Here is a 21,029-nt window from a genome sequence, read left to right on the forward strand (position 1 = left end):
CATGATACCGGCCCATGAAAGTCGATGACGCCATCCGGGCCTTGCAGGACTTCCCGTGGCGCAACACCGGGCGCACGCTGCTGCAGCGCTTCCGCGAAGACCGCCTGGGCAACACCGCCAGCAGCCTCACCTTCACCACCCTGATTTCTCTGGTACCGCTGTTTGCCGTGGTGCTGGCCGTGTTTTCGGCCTTTCCCATGTTCGGCAAATTGCAGGTCAGCCTGCAGCAGTGGCTGGGGGCCAACCTCATCCCCGATCCCATCGCCAAACAGGTGATTGGCGCGCTCACACAATTTGCCAACAAGGCCAGCCGCCTGGGCTGGGTGGGTTTTGGGGTGCTGGTGGTCACGGCCGTGTCGCTGGTGCTCACCATCGACCGCACCTTCAACGCCATCTGGCGTGTGCGCCAGCCACGCCCGCTCGGGCAGCGCGTGCTCATCTACTGGGGCGTGCTCACCCTGGGGCCGCTGGCATTGGCCGGGAGCATTGCGCTCACCTCTTATGTGGCGTCGGTCTCGCGCGGTTTGGTGGCCGCCATGCCCGACAGCCTGCAACTGCTGCTGGACCTGATCGACTTCGGCCTGTCGGTGCTGGTCGCGGCCGCGCTGTACCACTACGTGCCGAACACGGCGGTGCGCTGGCGCCACGCCGTGGCTGGTGGCCTGTTTGTGGCGCTGGGGCTGGACATCGCCAAACGCCTGCTGGTGCTCTATATCAAGGCCGTGCCCACGTTTTCGGCGGTGTACGGCGCCTTCTCGGCCCTGCCCATCCTGTTGTTGTGGATTTACCTGATGTGGGTGGTGCTGCTGCTGGGGGCGGTGATTGCCGCCTACCTGCCCACGCTGCTGGGCGGTATCGCCTGGCGGGGTGACACGCCCGGCGCGGCGTTCCAGCTGTCGCTGGAGGTGTTGCGCCAGCTGGCGATCGCGCGACGCGGTGGCCGCGCGGTGGTGAAGGTGGACACCCTGGCGCGCCGCCTGCATGTGGAGTCGCTGCAACTGCAGGACGTGTTCGATGCCCTCACCGCACTGGGCTGGGTGGGGCGGCTGGAGGACGGCGGCGGCTACGCTTTGCTGATTGACCCCGTCGACACCACGCTGGAGCCGCTGATGCGCCGCCTGCTGCTGGGTTCGGGTCGCTCGACCGATTTCATCTGGGACCAGGGTTTGCTGCCCCAGATGCGCCTGCAGCAGGCCCTGGATGCCGCCCTGGATGCCGCGGTCTGAGCGACAATCGGCCCATCATTTTCAGCAGGACGGGCATGGACTTCGCTTCGATACGCGTGCTGGTGGCCGAGGACATGGAAGAGATGCGCAGCATCCTGGTGCGGCTGTTGCAGGCGCTGGGCTTCAAGCAGGTGCGCGCGGTGCGCAATGGCGAGGAGGCCTGGCTGCTGCTGCAGCAGGTGCCCGACGCCTTTGACCTCGTGTTGTGCGACTGGAACATGCCGCGCATGACCGGGCGTGAGCTGCTGGAGCGGGTGCGCAGCGATGCGCAACTGGCGCCCCTGCCGTTTGTGATGATCACCGGCGAAAACAGCACCAAGCAGGTCCACAGCGCCATCAGCGGCGGCGTGACGGACTTCATCCTCAAGCCGTTTTCGGCCGCACAGCTTGAGGCCCGCATCACCCGCGTGCTCAACCAAAGCGACGCCCCGCCGGGCCTGCAGGTGCTGCCGCCCGAGTCCTGACCGTCAGAGCGTGATGCGACCGACCCAGATGTCCTTGTACATCACCCAGTCGCCCATGAAGCTGTAGAGCGGGCGCTTGAAGGATGCGGGCTTGTTCTTCTCAAAGCCGAAGTGGCCCACCCACGCCAACGCGTAGCCACACAGCAGGCCCACCAGCACCCACCACGCGTTGCCCGTGGCCAGGGCCGTGCCCAGGCACAACAGCCCCAGCGTCGAACCCACAAAGTGCAAGCGCCGACAAGTGCGGTTGCTGTGCTCGCTCAGGTAGAAGGGGTAGAACTCGGCGAAGCTGCGCATGTGCGCGGGGTCGGCGGTGGGTGTCACGTGTGTCTCCTCTGGTGGGGTGTGGCTGCGGCGCCGCTGCGGGTGCGCCTGGTGCCCCACTGTAGCGCGCTCACACCCGCGCCGGGGCCGGCGCCAGGCGTATGCCGGCGATGTCCTTGGATGGCGGCGCACCAAACAGGCGCCGGTATTCGCGGCTGAACTGCGAGGGGCTTTCATAGCCCACGCGGAAGGCGGCGGTCGATGCGTCCACCCGCTCCGACAGCATCAGCCGGCGCGCTTCGGCCAGGCGCAATTGCTTCTGGTATTGCAGCGGGCTCATGGCCGTGAGGGCTTTGAAATGGTGGTGGAAGGTGGACAGGCTCATGCTCGAATCGCGCGCCAGCGCCTCGATGCGCAGCGGTTCGGCAAAACGCGCATTGAGTTGTGCGATGGCGCGGGCCACCTGGTGGCTTTGCGTGTCCACCGTGGCGATCTGGCGCAGCCGCGCGCCGGCCTCGCCCGCCAGCAGCCGGTAGTGGATCTCGCGCCGTATGAGCGGCGCCAGCACCGCGATGTGGTCGGGCTGGTCCAGCAGGGCCAGCAGGCGGTCGAAGGCCTGCAGCAGCGGTGCCGTCACCGCACCCGTGGTCATGGCGCGGCTGTCGGGCTCCACCTTGCGTGGCGCGGCGGGCGGCATCTCCAGCATCAACGAGGCAATTTCGCGCCAGTCCAGCCGCAGTGCCACGCCCAGGTACGGTCGCTCGGGGCTGGCCTGCATCACGGCGGTTTTGACCGGCAGGTCCATCGACGCGATCAGGTAGCGGTCTTCGCCGTAGGTGAGCGTCTCGTCGCCCAGCAGCACACGCTTGCCCCCTTGCACGATCAAGGCCACACACGGTTCGTAGACGCTGCAGGTGTTCAGGATGGGCTGGTCCAGCCGGATCATCATCAGCCCGGGCATCTCGGGCGGCTGCAGGGGGGCGCCATCACCCACTTCCACGCGCTCCAGAATGCGCCGCGCCAGCGAGGTGCGGGTGTCGCGCAGGGCGTCGGGGGCGGAAGGATCGGGCATGGCCTGGGCGCTGGGTGGCATGGGGCCGCATGGTAGCCGGGCTTGCCTGTTTGTGTGGTGCGCGCGCAGGATTGGGCAAGCATGGCGCATGTTTTGGCTAGCGCCGCTGGCCGTTTGACGGGACACTTCGGCCCCATCACGGTGCCACAAAAACCTCAGGAGAAACCATGACCACCTTGCAAGTCAATGGCCGCGCCCAGCGGCTGGACGTCGATCCCTCCACGCCCATCCTCTGGGCCCTGCGCGACTCGCTCGGCCTGACCGGCACCAAGTTCGGCTGCGGCGCGGCCCTGTGTGGCGCCTGTACCGTGCACGTGGACGGCCAGGCCACCCGCTCCTGCGTCACGCCCATCGGCAGCGTGGAAGGCCGGCAGATCACCACCATCGAAGCCGTCACCGGCGGCGACGACCGCGTGGGCAAGGCCGTGCGCGATGCCTGGGTGAAACACGACGTGGCCCAGTGTGGCTACTGCCAGAGTGGCCAGATCATGAGCGCCACCGCCTTCCTCAAATCGCTGCCCAAGGGCACACAACCCAGTGCCGCCGACATCGACGGCGCCATGGCCGGCAACGTCTGCCGCTGTGGCACCTATGCCCGCATCCGGGCCGCCGTGGCCGACGCCGCTCGCACCCTGGCCTGAAGGAGACCACCCCATGTTCAGCCACGCCATCACCGACCACGCACACGAACTTCCGCGCGCCCTGCAGCAACTGCTGGCGCGTGAGCAGGCCCCCGAAGCCGGCAACGAAACCGTGGCCGCGCTGCCGCGCCGCAGCTTCCTCAAGCTCGGCGCCGCCAGCGGCTTTGCGCTCGGGGTGTTCCCGCTGCTCTCGCACGCGCAGGGTGCGGCTGCCGCGCCCGCCGCGCTCAAGCCCACCCAACTGCCCGGCGCCTTTGTGGCCATCGCCGCCGACGGCACCGTCACCGTCACCGTCAACCGCCTCGAATTTGGCCAGGGCGTGCAGACCGCGCTGCCCATGGTGCTGGCCGAGGAGCTGGACGCCGACTGGACCAAGGTGCGCAGCCAGTTGGGCACCAACGACATGGCTTACGCCGACCCGCTGTTTGGCATGCACCTCACCGGCGGCTCCAACTCCATCAAGAACAGCTTCACCCAGTACCGCGAACTGGGCGCCCGCGCCCGCGCCATGCTGGTGCTGGCCGCCGCAACGCGCTGGGGGGTGGATGCCGCCAGCCTGCGCACCGAGGCCGGCACCGTGATCGGCCCCGGTGGCCGCCGGGCTGGCTACGGCGAATTGGCCGATGCCGCCATGGCCTTGCCCGTGCCCGCCACCGTCACCCTCAAAGACCCCAAGCAGTTCCGCCTCATCGGCCAGCCCACCACGCGGCTGGACGCCGCCGCCAAGAGCAGCGGCCAGCAAGACTTCGGCATCGACGTGCGCCGCCCCGGCCAGCTCACGGCCGTCATCGCGCGCCCGCCGGTGTTTGGCGCCAAGCTGAAGTCGGTGGACGACACGGCGGCCCGCGCGGTCAAAGGTGTGAAGGCGGTGCTGCGTGTGCCGCTGGACCGTGGCGCCGAGGGCGTGGCCATCGTGGCCGACGGGTACTGGCCCGCCAAGACCGCGCGCGATGCGCTCAAGCTGGAATGGGACAGCAGCGCGGTGGAGAAGGTGGACAGCGTGGCCCAGCTGGCGCAGTACCGCGCACTGGCCGGCCAGCCCGGCGCCAAACACTTCGACGCCGACATGGCGCCCTTGGCCAACGCGCCCAAAAAGATCGAAGCCGAGTTCGTTTTCCCTTACCTGGCGCACGCGCCCATGGAGCCGCTGAACTGCACCGTGGAGCTGAGCGAGCAGGGCGCCACGCTGTGGGTGGGCTCACAAATGGCGGGGCTGGACGGCATGGCCGCCGCCCGCACGCTGGGCCTCAAGCCCGAGCAGGTGAAGGTGCTGGTGCAATCGGCCGGTGGGGGCTTTGGCCGCCGCGCCATTCCCACCAGCGACTACCTGGTCGAGGCCTGCACCGTCGCCAAGGCCGCGCAGGCTGCCGGTGTGCGTGCGCCCATCCGCACGCTGTGGAGCCGCGAGGATGACATCAAAGGCGGCTACTACCGCCCCATGCACCTGCACCGCGCGCAGGTGGGTTTTGACGCCAGCGGCCAAGTGCTCGCATGGGACCACGTCATCGTGGGCCAGTCCATCCTCGCCGGCTCGCCCTTCGAGGGCATGATGGTGAAGAACGGCATCGACATCACCGCCGTGGAAGGCATGCGCGCCCCGTACCCGCTGCCCATGCGGCTCACGGTGCACCACCCCAAGGTGAATGTGCCGGTGTTGTGGTGGCGCAGTGTGGGCAGCACACACACGGCGTTTGTCATGGAAACGCTGATCGACCAGATCGCCCGCGAGACCAACCAAGACCCCGTGGCCTACCGCATGAAGCTGTTCGGCAACGCGCATCCACGCCACCGCGCCGCGCTGCAACTGGCGGTGGACCAGAGCGGCTACGGCAAAATAACGCTGCCTGCCGGCCGCGCCTGGGGTGTGGCGGTGCACGAGTCCTTCGAGTCGGTGGTGGCCTATGTGGTCGAGGCCTCGGTGAAGGACGGCCAGCCGGTGCTGCACCAGGTCACGGCCGGGGTGCACTGCAACCTGGTGGTCAACCCCCGCACGGTGGAGGCGCAGGTGCAGGGCGCCGCACTCATGGGGCTGGGCATGTGCCTGCCCGGCGCGGCCATCACCTTGAAGGACGGCGTGGTTGAGCAGCAAAACTTTGGCGACTACACCGTGGCCCGCATCACCGACATGCCGGCCATCAGCGTGCACACCGTGCCCAGCGCCGAACCCCCCACCGGCATGGGCGAACCCGGCCTGCCGCCGCTGGCGCCAGCGTTTGCCAATGCCGTGAGCCGCCTCACCGGCAAGCCGCTGCGCGAGCTGCCTTTCAAGCTGGCTTGAGAGGCTGCGCCTGAATGCCTTCGCCCGCGCGCGCAAACAGCCCGCCCCCCAGGTGGTGGATGCTGCGCAGCGCGGCGTTGTTGTCGTTCAGCATCCAGTGCCCGTTGACAAACACGCGGCGGTCGGCGGCGGCGCTCACCACCTCGGCAAAACAGGTGTCGTAGGCGTCCTCGGTGTGGGGCTCGCGGATCAGCCGGCACTCCATCCAGGCCAGGCAGTTGGCCTCGATCAGCGGCACGCCCAGCACCGGGCCGGGCGTGGCCTCAATCCCCCACTGCGCGAACTTGTCCACCTCGCGGCCTGAGCAACTGCCCACCCCGTAAGTCAGGTCAATGGCTGCCGTGGCCGGCACACACAGGCCAAAGCCGCCGTGGGCGGTCATCAGTTCGCGGGTGAAGGTGCTTTTGTCGATCACCACGGCCACACGCGGCGGCGAAAACTCCACCGGCATGGACCAGGCCGCCGCCATCACATTGCGCCGGCCCCCGTAGATGCTGGTGATCAGCACCGTGGGGCCGTGGTTGATGAGGCGGTTGGCGTGGGGCAGGGCAACGGGGGCAAAGTGGGTCATGGTGTTTGGCCTCGCACGCGCACGCGCTGCCCGTCGGTCAGGGTGTTGCCGGGGTACAAGACGACCGTGTCTCCCGACTGGATGCCGTCTTGCACCCAGGCGCTGTCGGCGTGGCGGTCTTTGAAGCGCACCACACGGGCGCGTGCCGTGCCGCCTTCCACCACAAAAACGCGCCAGCCTTCGCCCTGGCGCACCAGCGCGGCCGAGGGCACCAGCAGCGCCCCGTCCTGGGCCGACACAGTGATTCGCGCGTCCACGCGAAAGCCGTCACCCAGACGCTGCAAAGCATCCGGGTTGGCATCGAGCGCCACCACCACGTTGACGCGCTGCTCCTCAATGCCCAGCGCCGACACTTTGGTGAAGGCCTGTGGTTCGATGCGGGCCACCCGGCCGACCAGAGGCGGCTGGTTGCGGCCGGTGGCCAATTGCACTGCGGCGCCAGGTGCGACGCGCGGCGCGTCGCCCGAGAGCACGTCCACCACCGCCTCCATCGCGGCCGTGTCACCAATGTCCAGCAGGGGCTGGCCCACGGTCACCGGTTCGGCGTTTTCCTTGTGCAGTTTGAGCACTCGGCCGGCGACAGGGCTGGTGAGTGACCACAGGCCGAGGCCTGTGGGGGCGCTGGGCTGCGCGCGCTGCAGGGCAGCCCGGGCCTCGCCCAGGGCATGCGCGGCCGCAGCTTGCTGGGCCTGGCCGGCGCGCAGTGCTTGCTGTGCGGCCTCGCGTCCCAGTTGGGCCTGGTCACGGGCAGAGGGCGAAATGAAGTTGTCTCGGGCCAGTTGGCTGGCACGCTCGGCCTCCAGTGTGGCTTGGGCCAGTGCCGCCTGCAGGCGCCGAGCGTTGGCTGCTGCGGCTGCCAACGCCGCGTCGGCGCTGCCCACACGTTCCTGCAACACGCTGCGGGTGCGCGTGTCGATCATGGCCGGGGCAGAAGGCGCCAACACCGCCACCACGTCGCCCGCCCGCACCACGTCGCCCACCTTGAGCGTGGGGCGCTGCAGCTGCGCCGCCGTGGGCGCAGTGACGGTGTAGCGTTGCAGCAGGCGCAGGCGGCCGTCTTCCTCGATGACCTGTTCAAACCGGCCCTCGGCCACGGTGGCGGTTTCCACCACCAGCGGGCGCGGCCGGTAGGCAGCCCATAACACCGCGGCCAGGGCCACCACGGCCAGGCCACCGATGAGCCAGCGGCGTCTGGCGCCGCCGTTGTGAGAGTTGTTGTTCATTCACGCACTTTCAAGACGGAAACCAGGTCCAGCCGGTCGATCTGGCGGCGCACCAGCAGGGCACTCACCACGCCGGCGGCCAGCACGATGAGCGCGGCCGACGCGTAGGTGGCGGGTTCGATGACCACGGGAAAATCGATCGCGTCACTGGCCATCAGCCGCATCATCAGCGATGCCAGGCCCCAGCCCAGCAGCGCGCCCAGAGGCAAGGCCAACAGCAGTTCGGCCAGCAGCTCTGCCAAGAGCAGCACCGAGACCTCGGCCCGCGTCATGCCCAGCACGCGCAGGCTGGCCAGTTCCCAGGCGCGCTCAGACAGCGAGATGCGCGCCGCGTTGTAGATGATGCCCACTGCCATGGCCACCGCAAACAGTGTGAGGATGCCGCTGAACACGCCCATGTTGCGCTGGGTGCGGTGGGTGAATTCGGTCAGTGTGCTGGCCTTGTCGAACACCGAGTTGATCAGCGGTGCCGTCTTCACCGCAGCCCAGAAAGCGTCCATCGCCTGCGGGTCCACTTGCAGGGCGGCGTCGGCCACGCCGTTGCCGTCACCTGCCAGGCGGTTGAGCGTGTCCAGGTTCATGTAGAGCAACTGGCCAAACATGGTGTGGGCGATGTCTGCCACCGTCACCTCCACCGTGCGCTGGCTCCACAGCCGGAACCGGATTTGCACCCGGTCGCCCACACGCGCGCCCAGCGCCTGGGCCAACAGGCCCGAAAGCACCACCCCTTCGGGTGGCAGCGCCAGCGCGCCACGTTTTTCGTCCACCAGGCGCATCAGCCGCGCATCGCCACGCAGTGCCATGACGGCGGTGTCTTTGGTGGTGCCACGCAGCGTGATTTTCACGGCCTCGGTGCGGTAGCCTTCGGCGTCGATGACGCCGGGCAGGCGCCGCAGGTCTCGCACCGCGTCCAGGGGCACCGGCCGGTGGAAGTTGACCAGCACGTCACCCTGCTGAACTTGCCGGAACTGCACGTCCACGATGTGGGCGATCGCGTCGAGCCAGAAGGCCCCCGATATCTGCAGCGCCACCGCCAACGCGATGCCGGTGACGGTGAACACCGCGCGCAGCGGTCGGCGCTCCAGGTTGCGCACCACCATGCGCGCGCCGGTGGACATGAAGCGCCCCAGGCCCAGGCGCTCCAGCAGCGTGGCGGTGTAGGCCGGTGGCGCCGGCGGCAACATGGCCTGCGCAGGGCGCAGCCGCACCACCGCGTGGATGGCTGTCCAGGTACCAGCGGCAGCGGCCAGTGCGGCCACCAGCGCCGATACCAGCACCAGCCCGGTGTCGGTGGCATAGGCCAGTCGGTCGAAGCGGAACACCTCGTCGTACAGGCTGAGCATGCCGCGACCAATGAACTGGCTCAAGGCCAGCCCCACCGCCACGCCCAGGCCGGCAATCAGCAGCGCAAGCTGCGTGTAGTGCCAGGCGATGGCGACGTCGCCGTAGCCCAGGGCTTTGAGCGCTGCAATCTGGCTGCGCTGGGTGGCCACCTGTCGGCTGAGCACCACATTGAGGATGAACATGGCCACGGCCAGGAAGATGGCCGGGAGCACCGTGCCCATGACCTGGAGCTGGGCCAGTTCGTCGGTGACGATCTTGGTCGAGAGTTGGCGGTCGCGGCCAACGGCGCCCAGGCTGCCGTAGGGTTCCAGCAGGTGGTCCAGCGCGTTCAGCACCGCCTGCTCTGGCACACCCGCGTGCAAGCGCAGCGCCACCTGGTTGAAGGCGCCCTGCATGTCAAAGGCCTCGGTCATGCGCTGGCTGTCTATCCACCAGATGCCAAAGCTGGTGTCGTCAGGGGCGCCACCTTGCGAGGCAAACACGTACTCGGGCGTGACCGCCGTGCCCACCAGGTGGATGCGCTGCAGCCGACCATTGAGGATGGCGTGCACCACATCGCCGGGCTGGAGGTTGCGCGCTGCAGCAAACCTGTCGCTCACCAGCGCCTCGATCTGGCCGTCGCGCTCGGGCCAGCGGCCGGCGCGAAGGGTCAGCCGGTTGAGGCCCTGGCGGTTGGCATGCACGCTGGGCAGGTCCAGCCCGATGAAGCGCCCGGTGACTGGCTGCAGCACGCCGGGCAGGTCAACCTGGGCGTCGAACACCACACCCAGCTTGACCTCGGCCACACCGGGCAGGGCTTCGATGCGCGCGCCCAGCGATGCCGGCGCGCGCTTGACGCCGGCAAACAGGTCGGCCAGGCGGTTGTCGCGGTAGAACGCGTCGCGGGAGCTTTGCAGTGAATCGTGCACCGCAAACATGCCCACAAACCCCGCCACGCCAATGGCCACCACCACCGCGATGGTCATGACCTGCGCCCGCAGGCGGGCGACATCGCGCCAGAGTTTGGTTTGCAACGCGGTCACGGCACTACCATGAAAGCGCCGACGCCGGCTGCCTGTGCGCGTTGGCGTGGCTGTCGACGATGCGGCCATCGGCCAGGCGCAGCACGCGGTCGGCCATGTCGGCAATGGGCGCGTTGTGGGTGATGACCACGGTGGTGGTGCCCATGTCGCGGTTCACCCGTTCGATGGCCTGCAGCACCATGATGCCGGTGGCGCAGTCGAGCGCGCCGGTGGGCTCGTCGCACAACAACACCGCTGGGCGCTTGGCAATGGCGCGGGCAATCGCCACGCGCTGCTGTTCGCCGCCCGAAAGCTGCGACACAAAGTGGTGTTTGCGGGGCGTCAAACCCACCAGCGCCAACGCGTCGGCCGGGTCCATGGGGTCGTCGGCCAGGTCGGTCACCAGGGCCACGTTTTCCTCAGCGGTCAGGCTGGGGATCAGGTTGTAGAACTGGAACACAAAGCCCACGTGTTCGCGCCGGTAGCGGGTGAGCTCGGCGTCGTCTGCGCCAATCAGCTCATGGGTCTGGCCGTTGTGGGTCCACCGGGCCGAGCCGCTGGTGGCGGTGTCCAGCCCGCCCAGAATGTTGAGCAGCGTGGACTTGCCGCTGCCCGAGGCGCCCAGCAGCACCACAAATTCGCCGCGCACGATGTCCAGGTCCACACCCCGCAGCGCCAGCACCGCCGTGTCGCCCTCACCATAGGTTTTGGTCAGAGAACGGGCAGTGAAAACGCATGTGGCGGACGTCGGGGTTGGCATCAAACCATTATGGGCAGGCTGCCTATTCAGAAGGATGACGCGCGTCAAGAAGGTGGTGTGTCATGCACCCATGTGGCGGCTTGGCCACCACTGCGCCAGCAGCAGTATCAGCGTTTGGCGGTGTTTATCCACGGTGCGTCACCCGCATGCCCATGGCGCCCACCACCATGGCCAACACCAACAGGCCTGTTGCCACCCCAAACGCCAGCCGCAGCCCGGCCAGGGCGTCCAGCCGACCGGCTGCCGTGGTGGCGGTGGCGCCCCACTGGTACACCGCGCCCATGGCCGATGCCCCGGTGATCAGCCCCAGGTTGCGCGAGAGGTTGACCAGGCCCGACACCAGGCCACGCTGGTCCGCCGGGGCGCTGGCCATCACGGCGGTGTTGTTGGCCGCCTGGGTGCTGGCGTAGCCGGCGGTGATGAAGGCCAGCGTGGCGGCGTAGCCCAGCGCGCCCCAGGTGGCCGAGGCCCAAGGCAGGGCGGCGGTGCCTGCCAGCATTAACAGCAGGCCCGCCCAGGTGACGCGGCTGGCGCCCAGGCGGTCCACCAGTTTTCCAGCGGGTGCGCCTGCCAGCGCGGCCACCGCCGGGCCAGTGGTCATCACCAGGCCCATGCGCGCCGCGTCCAGCCCCAGGCCACCGGCCAAGTAGAAGGGGCTCACCACCAGGGTGGCCATCACCACCGTGGTGATGAGCGCATTCACCGCCACGCCCGTGGCCACGGCCGGCTGGCGCAAGGTTTGCAGGCGCAGCAGCGGTGCGGGGGCACGTGTTTCCACCCAGGCAAAGGCGGCCAGGCCCAGCGCCGCCGTCAACAGCAGGCCGGTGTTGAGCGCGCCCCAGGCGCCCGGTTGCAAGGTCATGGACAGGGCGTAGGCCGTGAGGCTCAGTGCCAGCAGGGCGGTGCCCAGGTGGTCGAAGCGCACGGTGCGCGGCGGGGTGGCGCGGTCAAGCGGCAACTGCCACCAGGCCAGGGCCAGCGCCGCCAGGCCCAGCGGCACGTTCACCCAAAACACCGCCTGCCAGCCCCATGTGGCCAGCAGCAGCCCGCCCAGGCTGGGGCCCAGCGCCGTGCCCACGGCCGACAGCGTGCCCAGCAGGCCCATGGCGCTGCCGGCCTGTGCCTTGGGCACCACCTCGCCCACCAGGGCCAGGGTCAGCGCCATCATCACCGCCGCGCCCAGGCCCTGCGCCACCCGCGCGGCAATCAGCCAACCCAGGCCGGGCGCCGCGCCCGCCGCCAGTGAGGCCAGGGCAAACAGCGCCAGCCCGGCCAGCAGCAGACGGCGCCGGCCCCACACATCGCCCAGGCGGCCAGCGGCCACCACCGCCGCCGTGAGCGTGAGCAGGTAGGCAATCACCACCCACTGCACGTGGGTGCTGGGCAGCGCAAACTGCCGCGCCAGGGCCGGCAGCGCCACGTTGGCGATGCTGGTGCCCAGCGCCGGCAGCAGCATGGCCAGGCCCAGGCCGGCCAGCACGCCACGCGGCGCCGGGGTGGAGGGAAGGGGGGTTGTCGTGTCCATGAAAGGCTCCGTTGAGGGGATCAGCCGATGCTAGGAACGAGGCACCCATGGCGGAAGACGCACGGCGTGCAATGAATCAGTGCACCAAACGCCATACCAGCGTATGGTGCACTCATGACCATGCCCGACCTCAACCTCCTCGTCACGCTGGACGTGCTGCTGACCGAGCAGAACGTGGCCCGCGCTGCCCAACGCCTGCGCCTGAGCCCATCGGCCATGAGCCGCGCCCTGGCCCGCCTGCGCCAAACCACCGGCGACCCGCTGCTGGTGCGCGCCGGGCGCGGCCTGGTGCCCACGCCCCGCGCCCTGGCCCTGCGCGAACGCATAGGCCCCCTGGTGCACGAGGCCGAAGCCGTGCTGCGCCCGCTGCAAGCCCTCAAGCTCGATGAGCTTCAGCGCACCTTCACCCTGCGCTGCAGCGAAGGTTTTGTCGAGAACTTCGGCGCCGCCCTGGTTGAACGCGCCGCCGCCGAGGCCCCCGGCGTGCGCCTGCGCTTCGTTCAGAAAACCGACAAAGACAGCACCGCCCTGCGCGACGGCACCGTGGACCTGGAAACCGGTGTGCTGGGCGCCCACATGGGCCCCGAACTGCGCACCCAAGCCCTGTTCCGCGACCGCTGGGTGGGCGTGGCGCGCCCCAGCCACCCCCTGGCCACGGCCGGCGCGGCGCTCACGCCTGAGGTGTTTGCCAGCAGCCGCCACGTCATCGCCGCGCGCCGGGGCGTGCTGGGCGGCCCGGTGGACGAAGCCTTGGCCTCACTCGGCCTGGAGCGCAACGTGGCCGCCATTGCCGGCGGTTTTGTTGCCGCCCTGGCCCTGGCGCGTGGCACCGATGTGGTGGCCTGTGTGCCCGAGCGGCACACCGAAAACCTGCGCGGCGGCCTGCACACCTTCGCCCTGCCGTTTGCGACGCCCGAATTGAGCATCGCCATGTTCTGGCATCCCCGGTTTCAGGGGGATGGGGGGCATGGGTGGTTTAGGGGGGTAGTGGGGGAGGTTTGTGCTGGGGTGCGGGGATGACTGGAGCCGGCCAGAAGCAGCCAGTGGCAATTAGTAGAAGCGGATACTCAACGTTTTACGTAAGCGGCACTTTGCAGCATCGTTGTGCTGTGTCCGTGTTATCGAACCTCTTCCGTTTTCATTGTGTAACTCATGCAAAGGTCCCTAATGCTTTGATCTGACGTTTGAGCTTGCCATGAGTTGATGCAGCCTGGTCAATTAGCTGTTCGCGTAATGGGTCATCGGGTGCGCATACTGGTTTGTTAGGCCCAGCATATGCGTTGAGGAACTCCAGAAGTGTGGCCCTAAACGTATTTATTTCTTTACGATCCTCGGTTGATAAAAACATTTCTGCTTGCTCAACAGCGGCACCAAGTGCACGAATCTTGGCGAGCGTATCCGATACTTGTTCATGTGTTTTGAAGGACATATCAATGCTGCCGATAGCAGCAATGTCTGTGCCGATAGGGGCGAGCAGTAGTTCCAGCGCTATCAGCCTCTCAAACTCAACCTCCGAAAAGCGTAGGGCGATGGTCTTGCGTAGCTCACTTTGTGCCTTCGCGGCCTCAGCTTGCGCTATCAAACCGACCTTGTATGCTTCCAGCTTCTGTTGAAAATCGTGCTTGACCTGTTCGAACTGGGGCAAAAGTTTGGCCGCATGTTCGGCGTTGTCACGGGCTAACTCCGCTTTCAAGCGTTCAAGATCAGCAGATAGGGAGCGCTGGAGTAGCTGTTTCCACTTCTCGCGGAACATGAAGCCGAGTGCCGTTAGCAGTATGGCAATTACTCCACTTCCTCGCGCAACCCAGTCTAAGAATTCAGCTATCTCTTGTGTGTTCATTGGAAAAATCGCTCCGATTGGATCGCGGCCTAGTTTATTGGTAGATGTACTGTATCCGATTGAAGTGCCAAATTCAACTATAAAACCCGCCGTCCCTCTGTACTACACGCAACCTGGTGAATGCGTAAGTGTCGCCAGCATATACTTTTCAAACACTAGAGCTTGCGCGCGAGGTGGTGCTGTATATCGGCTTCGTGCATCTTCAGTGAATAGCTTATGATTTTGTTCCGACCGGCTGCTCTGGGTCTTCTACAGGCGCAGCTTTCTGCAAGAGCTACCATTTTTGACTGACCGGTGAATGGCGCGGTCCTAGGCACTCAATCTACACGCCCAGTTTGTGAATTGAATGCAGGCCAGCGGTTGTCGCCAACCTTAGGGTCTTTGGCCCGCAGCGTCAGGACGAAGTGAACCTCCATGCTGTTGATCTCTGGCCTTGTCGCCGCCTTCGACTCCATAAGATGTCTCGGGTGATCGTGAAGCTCTTCCGTTGCTCTGGGGAGAAGTCGGCGGCAATAAGAGCTGAGGACGCGCTACCAAAGTAGTTGATGCTGTTCGTCCGAACCTGGTCCACGTATATCTTTCCGTTTGGATACCTAATGCGATAGACGACAACTTCGAAAACTTGAAGATCAGCCATGCAGGACAGCATATCGTGTAGTCGAGTAAACCCCTAAACCCCTAAGGGGCGGCTGCAACCCTTGGCGGCAGGGGACACATACGGCCAGGAGTGACCGTTCATCAAACGGGAAAGCAGTTGGTCAACGTTTGAATTCACCGGCCTTGCGTGACCTTATGCGTGAGGCCGGTGGAATGATCGGTTGGGCATCGCACAACTCAATTATTGCCAAATTGACTGCTATCGGATGGCATTTCAATTTGCCGTGCTCTTGCCGTCGTAGATACCCCACTGGTATATGGCAGCACACCAAGTCGCACTGACAAGTTTCTTAAAAGTTGGAAACGGAGAGCGCTGATTTGGCGGTTGCTTGGAATAAAGTATATGTGTGGTCGAATGGTTGGAAGTACGTCGTCCGAAGATATCGTTTTGATAAATAGCTCATCTGCAAGGCCTGTCTCTTGTACATGAATGAGTCTTGTGGTGCATGTTTCGTAAGGACGATGGCTGCCTTTTCTTATTCGAACTAGGCTATCGGTGTCTACACCTACGACCAATACATCCACAGATCGTTTGCAAGCTGTTAGATAGTTCAGATGCCCCTCATGAAAAAGGTCAAAGACTCCGCTCGTATAGCCTATTACCTCTGTCCTGCGACCATCTAGCCGACTTGCGATCGATGTAACATCCTCTGAGAGAGGGGAAATCATAGCGCTCTCAGCAAGAATGTGGAAGCAAGTGCTGCATCAGAGAGGCGGTAGGTTCCTACATAAACATTGAGAGGGTAATCCGTTGTGCGAAGATTGGCAATGAGAGGATTTAATGTTCTTGAGATCGCTTCATCTCGAGATAGTCCACCACTACCGAGACCAAATATTGGTATGAAAAATGAAGAATACTGGTGTGAGTTGCAATGTGTGATTGCAAGATCGATTACTTCGCGGTTTGCAGATTCCTCGACGAGATTTATTCCTGAGTCACGTTTTTCAAGTGTGATTGCATGCACTATGGATTTGATGCCACGACATGCGGAATCAAATGGAGGAGAGACTATGCATTGCCCTAATCTGTACGGCCCCGCATTTGGCTGACTTGATTTCCATTCGGTTATGTGATGAAACAGATGGTCGGTGCTCAATGTTCCGTCGCTGTTATATGAAGCTGCAAGTCGTCTAATTCTTCCTGAAACCGAAGTGCCGCTAATGCTTCCAAGATGTAAATCCCTATTCTCTGAGGTAACGACTACCTCAATGTTCGAAATTGCCAATACTGATCCGCAATAGATATGAACATTCGCGCGCCCAATTGGGATGGGGGCACTAATCGACTTTGTGTCTACTAGTGATTCCCGTTGTAGTGTTGAATGTCTTTGAGAAATTGATCCAAATAAAATGGCTAACAAGAGAAAGATTGAACCTGATGCGATAGATGGAAGTGGGTCAGAGCATCCGGGATTTACAAAGGACGAGACGAGACCTTCAACAGCTTGTTGCCAAAAAGGAGTGATAAAGGCACCTGCACTGACGAGCAATGCTGTTATCGCCAGCTTCGAGTAGACCGTATGGGGGCGTGTCAGACGCTTGAGTGCGATATCTAGCGCCAAGCCAAGAATAAATTGCACGATCTTCGTCACGATGTCCAACTTTGATTTAAATGGCAAAACGCCCGATGCCCACAATGGCAGTCGTTAAACAAAGTCGACCTCCCGTCTGATAAGTAGTTTCAAATCAACATGCTGCGCCAGTTTACTTCGGCGACGACAAGGTATAACGGAATCGACAAACCCGACTGCGCCCACCCTATGGCGCCTCGCCCATCAAGAGGCCTGAATCGTGGCGATCTGTTCGTTTTCCGGCGGATAAATGGCAGCCCGCTTTGCGTCGTCTGCGGTATTTCGGCATCTTCGTCTATTGTCGGAGCTGTACGGGTGATCGGTGCGATCTGCCTCCTGTGTTTGTTAACCGGCTTGGCAAATGATAGACGTGATGCGGTCTGTAGGCTATCCCGTGTTCAGGTGACGAGGCTCGGCGGTGGGGCGCCGCAACACTCGGCCCCAACACGCGGTTTCCCGAACAAAAAATTGTCAAATCCGTGGCACATTGAGGGCGCTCGGTGCCGTTGTGGCGCCCTTCAGGCTTGTCTATGGTGAATTCATGACCCTGCCGCGTGTCGTCTCCGTTCACCCCTTGCCCTTTTCCTGACCCCGCCGAGGCGCTGTGGTTGTCACCGCTTTGCTGCAAAACGTGGCCACCAACGCGGGTGTGTTGGTGGCCTTGGTGCTGGTTTACGCGGCGCTGAGCTGGCCGTTTGAGGAGGCCGATCGGCAGGAGCGGGCGCGGCGCATCAACCGGCGGCGCCTGGTGTGTGGGCTGTTGTTTGGCTTGGGCGCCATCCTCACCATGAACCTGCCGGTGACGGTGGTGCAGGGCGTGATCGTGGATGGCAAGACGGTCATCCTTTCGCTGGCGGGCGCGTACCTGCACCCGCTGGGCGCGGGCATGGCGCTGCTGGTGGCGGGTTCGTACCGCTGGCATTTGGGTGGCGCGGGCGTGGTGCCGGGCGTGGCCATTCTGGTGGGTGTCACGCTGTTGGGGCTGGTGTGGGGCGCGCAGCGCAAGCGCATGTTGCGCGCGTTGGGTGGGCCGGCCTCGGTCTATGCCGGCACCTTGTGGTTGTTCAGCTTGGGTTTGGCGTGTGCCGCCTTGGCGGTGGTGTTGGTTTTGCTGCTGCCCGCTGCCATACGGCTGGAGGTGCTGCAACGCGTTGTTGTGCCGGTGATGTTGATTTTTCCGCCGGCCACGCTGGCCTTTGGCTGGATGTTTGAGGGCGTGCTGGCCTACCACGCGCGCGGGCGGGCCATCAACGCCATGTTGCGCGAGCAGGCGCGTGCCGCCGAGGTGTTTTTGCACGCGCGCGATGGCATCGTCATCCTCGACGAGGACGAGACCTTTCTCGACGCGAACCCCGCCTTTTGTGCCATGACCGGTTTTGCGCGCGAAGAATTGCTGGGCCGTTCGCTGGACGTGACCCGGCCCACCCATTTCGACCCGGCGCTCAAGCGCGAGGTACAGCGCGCCATCGAGACCAAGGGCCACTTCGAGGGCAACATCTCGCGCCAGCGCAAGAACGGCGAGGTGTTTCCCTGCACCGTCAAGATGAATGTACAGCGGCACGCTGACGGGCGTTTCAAGCAGTGTGTGGTGATCTGCACCGACCAGTCGGAGGCCAAACGCTACGAGGAAGAACTCAAACGCGTGGCGCATTACGACCCCCTTACCGGGCTGCCCAACCGCAGCCAGGTGCTGCGCGAACTGCAGGTCGCCATGGCGCGCGAGCCCGGCGGTGTGGTGGCGGTGGTGTACGCCGATCTGGACGACTTCTCCCAGCTCAACGAACAGTGGGGCAAGGCGGTGGGCGACCAGCTCATTTGTGAACTGGGCCAGCACCTCAAGGCCGGCCTGCAGCCGCACGACACCTTTGGCCGCGTGGGCGGCGACGAGTTTGTGTTTGTGCTGCCCCGGCCCGGCGACGTCCCCGACGTGATGCGCGACATTGACCAACTGGCCAACCGCCTGCGCCAGCCGGTGCAGGCCCTGGGCCACACGGCGCAGCTCACCGCCAGCATGGGCGTGACGTTTTACCCGCAGGACAGCACCGACGCCGACACCCTGCTGCGCCACGCCGACCTGGCCATGTACACCGCCAAAGACCTGGGCAAGAACCAGGTGCAGGTGTTCGACCCCAGCCGCGACGCCCGCGTGCAGCAGCGCCGCGCCACGTTGCTGCGCATCGAACAGGCCATGAAGGTGGGCGAGTTGGAGCTGTTCTTCCAGCCCAAGATGCGCTTGTCCAACGGCAGCCTGTTTGGCGCCGAGGCCTTGCTGCGCTGGCGTCACCCCGAGCGCGGTTTGCTGGCGCCCGGCGCGTTTCTCGACGAGATCACCGGCACGCCGTTTTCAGAGGTGCTGGACCGCTGGGTGGCCGAGCGCGCCCTGCAGCACGTGGCGCAGTGGCGCGAGGCGGGGCAGGTGGTGGCCATCAGCGTCAACATGGCGGTGCCCACGCTCACCGCGCCCGGCTTCATCGAGTTCATGGAAAAGCTGTTGTTGCAGTTTCCCCAGTTGCCCATCTACACGCTGGAAATCGAAATCCTCGAATACGAAACCATGAACGACCTGGCGCTGGTGGCCCAGACCATCGAACGCCTGTATGCGCTGGGCGTGCGCGTGTCCATCGACGACTTTGGCACCGGCTACTCGTCGCTGAGCTACCTGCAGCGGTTGCCGGCGCAGTTCATCAAGATCGACCAGTCGTTTGTGCGCGACATGCTCAGCAGCGACACCGACCGCGCGCTGGTGCAGGCTATCGTTGGGCTGGCCAAAGCCTTTGGCCGCGAGGCGGTGGCCGAGGGCGTGGAAACCCACGAACACGCCGCCGTGCTGGGCGCCATGGGCTGCGACATCGTGCAGGGCTACGGCATCGCCCGCCCCATGCCGGCCGCCGATTTGCTGGCCTGGGTGAGTGGCTACCGGCTGCCTGCGTTGGTGTCTGCCTGATAGCGGCTCAGCTTGCCTGCGCCAGCCACTCCGCATACGCGAAGGAAGGGCGAACGTCGCCCACAAGGCGCTCCAAACGCGTGGCGTCTTCGATGGCCGGGCTGGCCGCCGCGCGCAACATCGGCGCCCATTCCTCTGCGACTTGCCGCGCGGTGTTCATCAGCCATTGGATGGCGTCGTCACGCTCCAGCCCCATCCATTGCGCGGCATCGGCAAGCCGCGCCACGCTGGTGCCCGAGCGGCCATCGGGGCCGGTCGCCAGCGACAAATGGGGGCCGTCCTCGATGTGTGACGGCAGGCCCACCACATTGGGTGTGATGTCAAAGGCCGGTGACAGGCCCCAGGCCATGCGGTCGCGGCCTTCGGCCACCCGGTCAAACAGCAGGCCGGTGTTCAGCGCATGGTCGTCGGTGTTGCCCACCAAGGCGTTGAAGGCCATGCGTTTCCACAGCTCGACCAGTTGCCGGCCCAGGCGCTCGGTGTGGTCGTCCGCGCCGTCCCGGGTCCAGATGCGCAGCCGGTCTGCCAAAGCGAGGTAGGAACGCGCGGGGTCGCCCTTGGCGGCATCCAGGCGCAGGCGCAGCACCGTGTGTGCGCTGGCGTACAGCTTTCGGGTGGGCTTGTAGGGGTCGCCCTCCCGGTCGAAGCGCTGCACCATCAGCACCTGGTGGGCGCCGAAGGTGTGCAGCTTGACCGGCGCCACGTGCAGCCCCGCCAACTCGGCCAGGCGCATGGTGACGAACTCGCGTGCGGGCATGGCCTGTCGGTCGCCTCGGGCCTGCATCTTCACCAGCCACAGGCGCCCTTCGTGCACCAGCGTGGCCTTGGGGCGTTCACCTCCGGCGCTGGTGTCCAGGTCGTCGTTGAGTCTGCGCAAGGCCCGGCTGGCCGGTTCGTGCGTTTCGAGGTACTGGGTGAGCTGTTGCAGGTCTGCCAAGCCCTTGGGGCGCCATTGCAGTTTGCGCTCCATGTCGTTGCAAGCTTCGATCGCGCCCACGCCGTCGGGCACGCCCAGTTCCAGCAGTTGCAGCGCGTCCAGGTGGTCGCCGTGGATGGCCTTGAGGCGGTCTTCACCGTAACCCGCTGGCTTCGCGTCCCGAACGACGCCGGGCAAGCCGTCCGCGCCCAACACCGCCGTGCCCCTGGACGAGCGCGAGATCCGCAGCTCCACCGGGTCAAGTGCCAGCGCACCGTCGGTTCTTGCGTAGTCGGGGCGGTAGATGAAGCGGGCACCGTTGCCGTTCACCAGTTCGCCGGCCCGGGTGGGTTCGTCCCGGCCGGGGAGCCAGACCCAGATCGGCGTGACCACCGTCATGGCGGGCCCAGCTTGCGTTCGGCGTAGGCCAACGTCTCGGGGTCGTCACGCGGGTTGAGCAGTGTCTCTGCCTGGCTCAGCAGGCCCAGGGCCAACAGCACCTTGAGGAAATTGCCCAGGGCAATGCCGTCCGCGCCGTCTTCCAGGGACCGGACGGTGGACGTGGAGACGTCGGCCAGGTGCCCCAATTCTTCTTGTGTCAGGCCGCGCAGTTTTCTGGCCAGGGTGACCCGTGTGCCCAGGCGCTCCAAGGCGCTGCCCACCAGCACGGGAACGGGGCGCGCCTTTTTGCTGGGTGGGGGCGAGGCGAGACGAATCATGCAGAAATTCTAA

Annotated in this window: 18 protein-coding genes; 6 read left to right on the top strand and 12 right to left on the bottom strand. The window is 65.3% G+C overall.

Annotated elements, in window-relative coordinates; genetic code table 11:
• Window positions 1-14: 14 nt before the first annotated feature.
• Together ACFQU0_RS04135 and ACFQU0_RS04140 are read left to right on the top strand one after the other, a co-directional pair.
• Entirely contained in the window at window positions 15-1,226 is a 1,212-nt protein-coding gene (locus ACFQU0_RS04135; protein ID WP_382198855.1) for a YihY family inner membrane protein, read from the top strand.
• Between the two features lie 35 nt (window positions 1,227-1,261).
• Window positions 1,262-1,690, top strand: coding sequence for a response regulator (locus tag ACFQU0_RS04140; RefSeq protein ID WP_382198856.1), 429 nt, complete (start codon window positions 1,262-1,264; stop codon window positions 1,688-1,690).
• Window positions 1,691-1,693: 3 nt separating this feature from the next.
• Here ACFQU0_RS04140 and ACFQU0_RS04145 read toward each other — a convergent pair whose 3' ends face one another.
• Both ACFQU0_RS04145 and ACFQU0_RS04150 read right to left on the bottom strand, forming a co-directional pair.
• Window positions 1,694-1,987: an Mpo1-like protein gene (locus ACFQU0_RS04145; protein ID WP_382198929.1), complete on the bottom strand. Its 294-nt coding sequence runs from the start codon at window positions 1,985-1,987 to the stop codon at window positions 1,694-1,696.
• Between the two features lie 97 nt (window positions 1,988-2,084).
• The gene (locus tag ACFQU0_RS04150; protein ID WP_382198857.1) at window positions 2,085-3,047 is read right to left on the bottom strand and encodes an AraC family transcriptional regulator; all 963 of its coding nucleotides are present in this window, start codon (window positions 3,045-3,047) and stop codon (window positions 2,085-2,087) included.
• Between the two features lie 146 nt (window positions 3,048-3,193).
• Here ACFQU0_RS04150 and ACFQU0_RS04155 point away from each other — a divergent pair, with 146 nt between their 5' ends.
• Both ACFQU0_RS04155 and ACFQU0_RS04160 read left to right on the top strand, forming a co-directional pair.
• Window positions 3,194-3,667 carry a (2Fe-2S)-binding protein gene (locus tag ACFQU0_RS04155; RefSeq protein ID WP_382198858.1) on the top strand — a complete coding sequence of 158 codons (474 nt, stop codon included), beginning with the start codon at window positions 3,194-3,196 and terminating at the stop codon, window positions 3,665-3,667.
• Between the two features lie 13 nt (window positions 3,668-3,680).
• Window positions 3,681-5,945: a xanthine dehydrogenase family protein molybdopterin-binding subunit gene (locus tag ACFQU0_RS04160; RefSeq protein ID WP_382198859.1), complete on the top strand. Its 2,265-nt coding sequence runs from the start codon at window positions 3,681-3,683 to the stop codon at window positions 5,943-5,945.
• Here the strand turns inward: ACFQU0_RS04160 and ACFQU0_RS04165 are convergent.
• The 5 genes from ACFQU0_RS04165 to ACFQU0_RS04185 form a co-directional block, all read right to left on the bottom strand.
• Window positions 5,932-6,516 carry a flavin reductase family protein gene (locus tag ACFQU0_RS04165; RefSeq protein WP_382198860.1) on the bottom strand — a complete coding sequence of 195 codons (585 nt, stop codon included), beginning with the start codon at window positions 6,514-6,516 and terminating at the stop codon, window positions 5,932-5,934. The two genes, ACFQU0_RS04160 and ACFQU0_RS04165, sit on opposite strands and share 14 nt — an antisense overlap.
• Window positions 6,513-7,739 (bottom strand): efflux RND transporter periplasmic adaptor subunit, encoded by a 1,227-nt coding sequence (locus ACFQU0_RS04170; RefSeq protein WP_382198861.1) that lies wholly within the window; start codon window positions 7,737-7,739, stop codon window positions 6,513-6,515. Before ACFQU0_RS04170 ends, ACFQU0_RS04165 begins: the two co-directional genes overlap by 4 nt.
• The gene (locus ACFQU0_RS04175) at window positions 7,736-10,105 is read right to left on the bottom strand and encodes an ABC transporter permease (protein WP_382198862.1); all 2,370 of its coding nucleotides are present in this window, start codon (window positions 10,103-10,105) and stop codon (window positions 7,736-7,738) included. The genes ACFQU0_RS04170 and ACFQU0_RS04175 overlap by 4 nt, the downstream gene beginning before the upstream one ends.
• A 4-nt stretch (window positions 10,106-10,109) precedes the next feature.
• A complete protein-coding gene (locus ACFQU0_RS04180) occupies window positions 10,110-10,844 on the bottom strand; it encodes an ABC transporter ATP-binding protein (protein WP_382198863.1) in 735 nt (244 codons plus the stop codon).
• A 124-nt stretch (window positions 10,845-10,968) separates the two neighbouring features.
• A complete protein-coding gene (locus ACFQU0_RS04185; RefSeq protein ID WP_382198864.1) occupies window positions 10,969-12,369 on the bottom strand; it encodes an MFS transporter in 1,401 nt (466 codons plus the stop codon).
• A 114-nt stretch (window positions 12,370-12,483) separates the two neighbouring features.
• On the opposite strand from ACFQU0_RS04185, the gene ACFQU0_RS04190 reads away from it, so the two are divergent.
• Window positions 12,484-13,389 (top strand): LysR family transcriptional regulator, encoded by a 906-nt coding sequence (locus ACFQU0_RS04190; protein ID WP_382198865.1) that lies wholly within the window; start codon window positions 12,484-12,486, stop codon window positions 13,387-13,389.
• Between the two features lie 130 nt (window positions 13,390-13,519).
• Here ACFQU0_RS04190 and ACFQU0_RS04195 read toward each other — a convergent pair whose 3' ends face one another.
• The 3 genes from ACFQU0_RS04195 to ACFQU0_RS04205 form a co-directional block, all read right to left on the bottom strand.
• Window positions 13,520-14,209, bottom strand: coding sequence for a hypothetical protein (locus tag ACFQU0_RS04195; protein WP_382198866.1), 690 nt, complete (start codon window positions 14,207-14,209; stop codon window positions 13,520-13,522).
• An 834-nt stretch (window positions 14,210-15,043) separates the two neighbouring features.
• Window positions 15,044-15,535 (bottom strand): adenylyltransferase/cytidyltransferase family protein, encoded by a 492-nt coding sequence (locus ACFQU0_RS04200; RefSeq protein ID WP_382198867.1) that lies wholly within the window; start codon window positions 15,533-15,535, stop codon window positions 15,044-15,046.
• Window positions 15,532-16,458: a hypothetical protein gene (locus ACFQU0_RS04205; RefSeq protein ID WP_382198868.1), complete on the bottom strand. Its 927-nt coding sequence runs from the start codon at window positions 16,456-16,458 to the stop codon at window positions 15,532-15,534. The genes ACFQU0_RS04200 and ACFQU0_RS04205 overlap by 4 nt, the downstream gene beginning before the upstream one ends.
• Before the next feature lie 583 nt (window positions 16,459-17,041).
• Here ACFQU0_RS04205 and ACFQU0_RS04210 point away from each other — a divergent pair.
• The gene (locus ACFQU0_RS04210; RefSeq protein WP_382198869.1) at window positions 17,042-19,381 is read left to right on the top strand and encodes a putative bifunctional diguanylate cyclase/phosphodiesterase; all 2,340 of its coding nucleotides are present in this window, start codon (window positions 17,042-17,044) and stop codon (window positions 19,379-19,381) included.
• Between the two features lie 7 nt (window positions 19,382-19,388).
• On the opposite strand, the gene ACFQU0_RS04215 is transcribed toward ACFQU0_RS04210, so the two are convergent.
• Window positions 19,389-20,696, bottom strand: a complete 1,308-nt coding sequence (locus ACFQU0_RS04215) for a type II toxin-antitoxin system HipA family toxin (RefSeq protein ID WP_382198870.1) — start codon at window positions 20,694-20,696, stop codon at window positions 19,389-19,391.
• Complete coding sequence (locus ACFQU0_RS04220; RefSeq protein ID WP_382198871.1) at window positions 20,693-21,016, bottom strand: helix-turn-helix domain-containing protein; 324 nt, start codon at window positions 21,014-21,016, stop codon at window positions 20,693-20,695. Before ACFQU0_RS04220 ends, ACFQU0_RS04215 begins: the two co-directional genes overlap by 4 nt.
• Window positions 21,017-21,029: the final 13 nt, after the last annotated feature.

Source organism: Hydrogenophaga defluvii (assembly GCF_042665235.1).
GTDB lineage: Bacteria > Pseudomonadota > Gammaproteobacteria > Burkholderiales > Burkholderiaceae_C > Hydrogenophaga > Hydrogenophaga defluvii_A.

Coding starts and splice junctions, on each gene's coding strand:
- ACFQU0_RS04135 (WP_382198855.1), top strand. CDS start 15: ATGAAAGTCGATGACGCCATCCGGGCCTTGCAGGACTTCCCGTGGCGC.
- ACFQU0_RS04170 (WP_382198861.1), bottom strand. CDS start 7,739: ATGAACAACAACTCTCACAACGGCGGCGCCAGACGCCGCTGGCTCATC.
- ACFQU0_RS04195 (WP_382198866.1), bottom strand. CDS start 14,209: ATGAACACACAAGAGATAGCTGAATTCTTAGACTGGGTTGCGCGAGGA.
- ACFQU0_RS04185 (WP_382198864.1), bottom strand. CDS start 12,369: ATGGACACGACAACCCCCCTTCCCTCCACCCCGGCGCCGCGTGGCGTG.
- ACFQU0_RS04145 (WP_382198929.1), bottom strand. CDS start 1,987: ATGCGCAGCTTCGCCGAGTTCTACCCCTTCTACCTGAGCGAGCACAGC.
- ACFQU0_RS04220 (WP_382198871.1), bottom strand. CDS start 21,016: ATGATTCGTCTCGCCTCGCCCCCACCCAGCAAAAAGGCGCGCCCCGTT.
- ACFQU0_RS04160 (WP_382198859.1), top strand. CDS start 3,681: ATGTTCAGCCACGCCATCACCGACCACGCACACGAACTTCCGCGCGCC.
- ACFQU0_RS04165 (WP_382198860.1), bottom strand. CDS start 6,516: ATGACCCACTTTGCCCCCGTTGCCCTGCCCCACGCCAACCGCCTCATC.
- ACFQU0_RS04140 (WP_382198856.1), top strand. CDS start 1,262: ATGGACTTCGCTTCGATACGCGTGCTGGTGGCCGAGGACATGGAAGAG.
- ACFQU0_RS04215 (WP_382198870.1), bottom strand. CDS start 20,696: ATGACGGTGGTCACGCCGATCTGGGTCTGGCTCCCCGGCCGGGACGAA.
- ACFQU0_RS04155 (WP_382198858.1), top strand. CDS start 3,194: ATGACCACCTTGCAAGTCAATGGCCGCGCCCAGCGGCTGGACGTCGAT.
- ACFQU0_RS04150 (WP_382198857.1), bottom strand. CDS start 3,047: ATGCCACCCAGCGCCCAGGCCATGCCCGATCCTTCCGCCCCCGACGCC.
- ACFQU0_RS04200 (WP_382198867.1), bottom strand. CDS start 15,535: ATGATTTCCCCTCTCTCAGAGGATGTTACATCGATCGCAAGTCGGCTA.
- ACFQU0_RS04190 (WP_382198865.1), top strand. CDS start 12,484: ATGACCATGCCCGACCTCAACCTCCTCGTCACGCTGGACGTGCTGCTG.
- ACFQU0_RS04180 (WP_382198863.1), bottom strand. CDS start 10,844: ATGCCAACCCCGACGTCCGCCACATGCGTTTTCACTGCCCGTTCTCTG.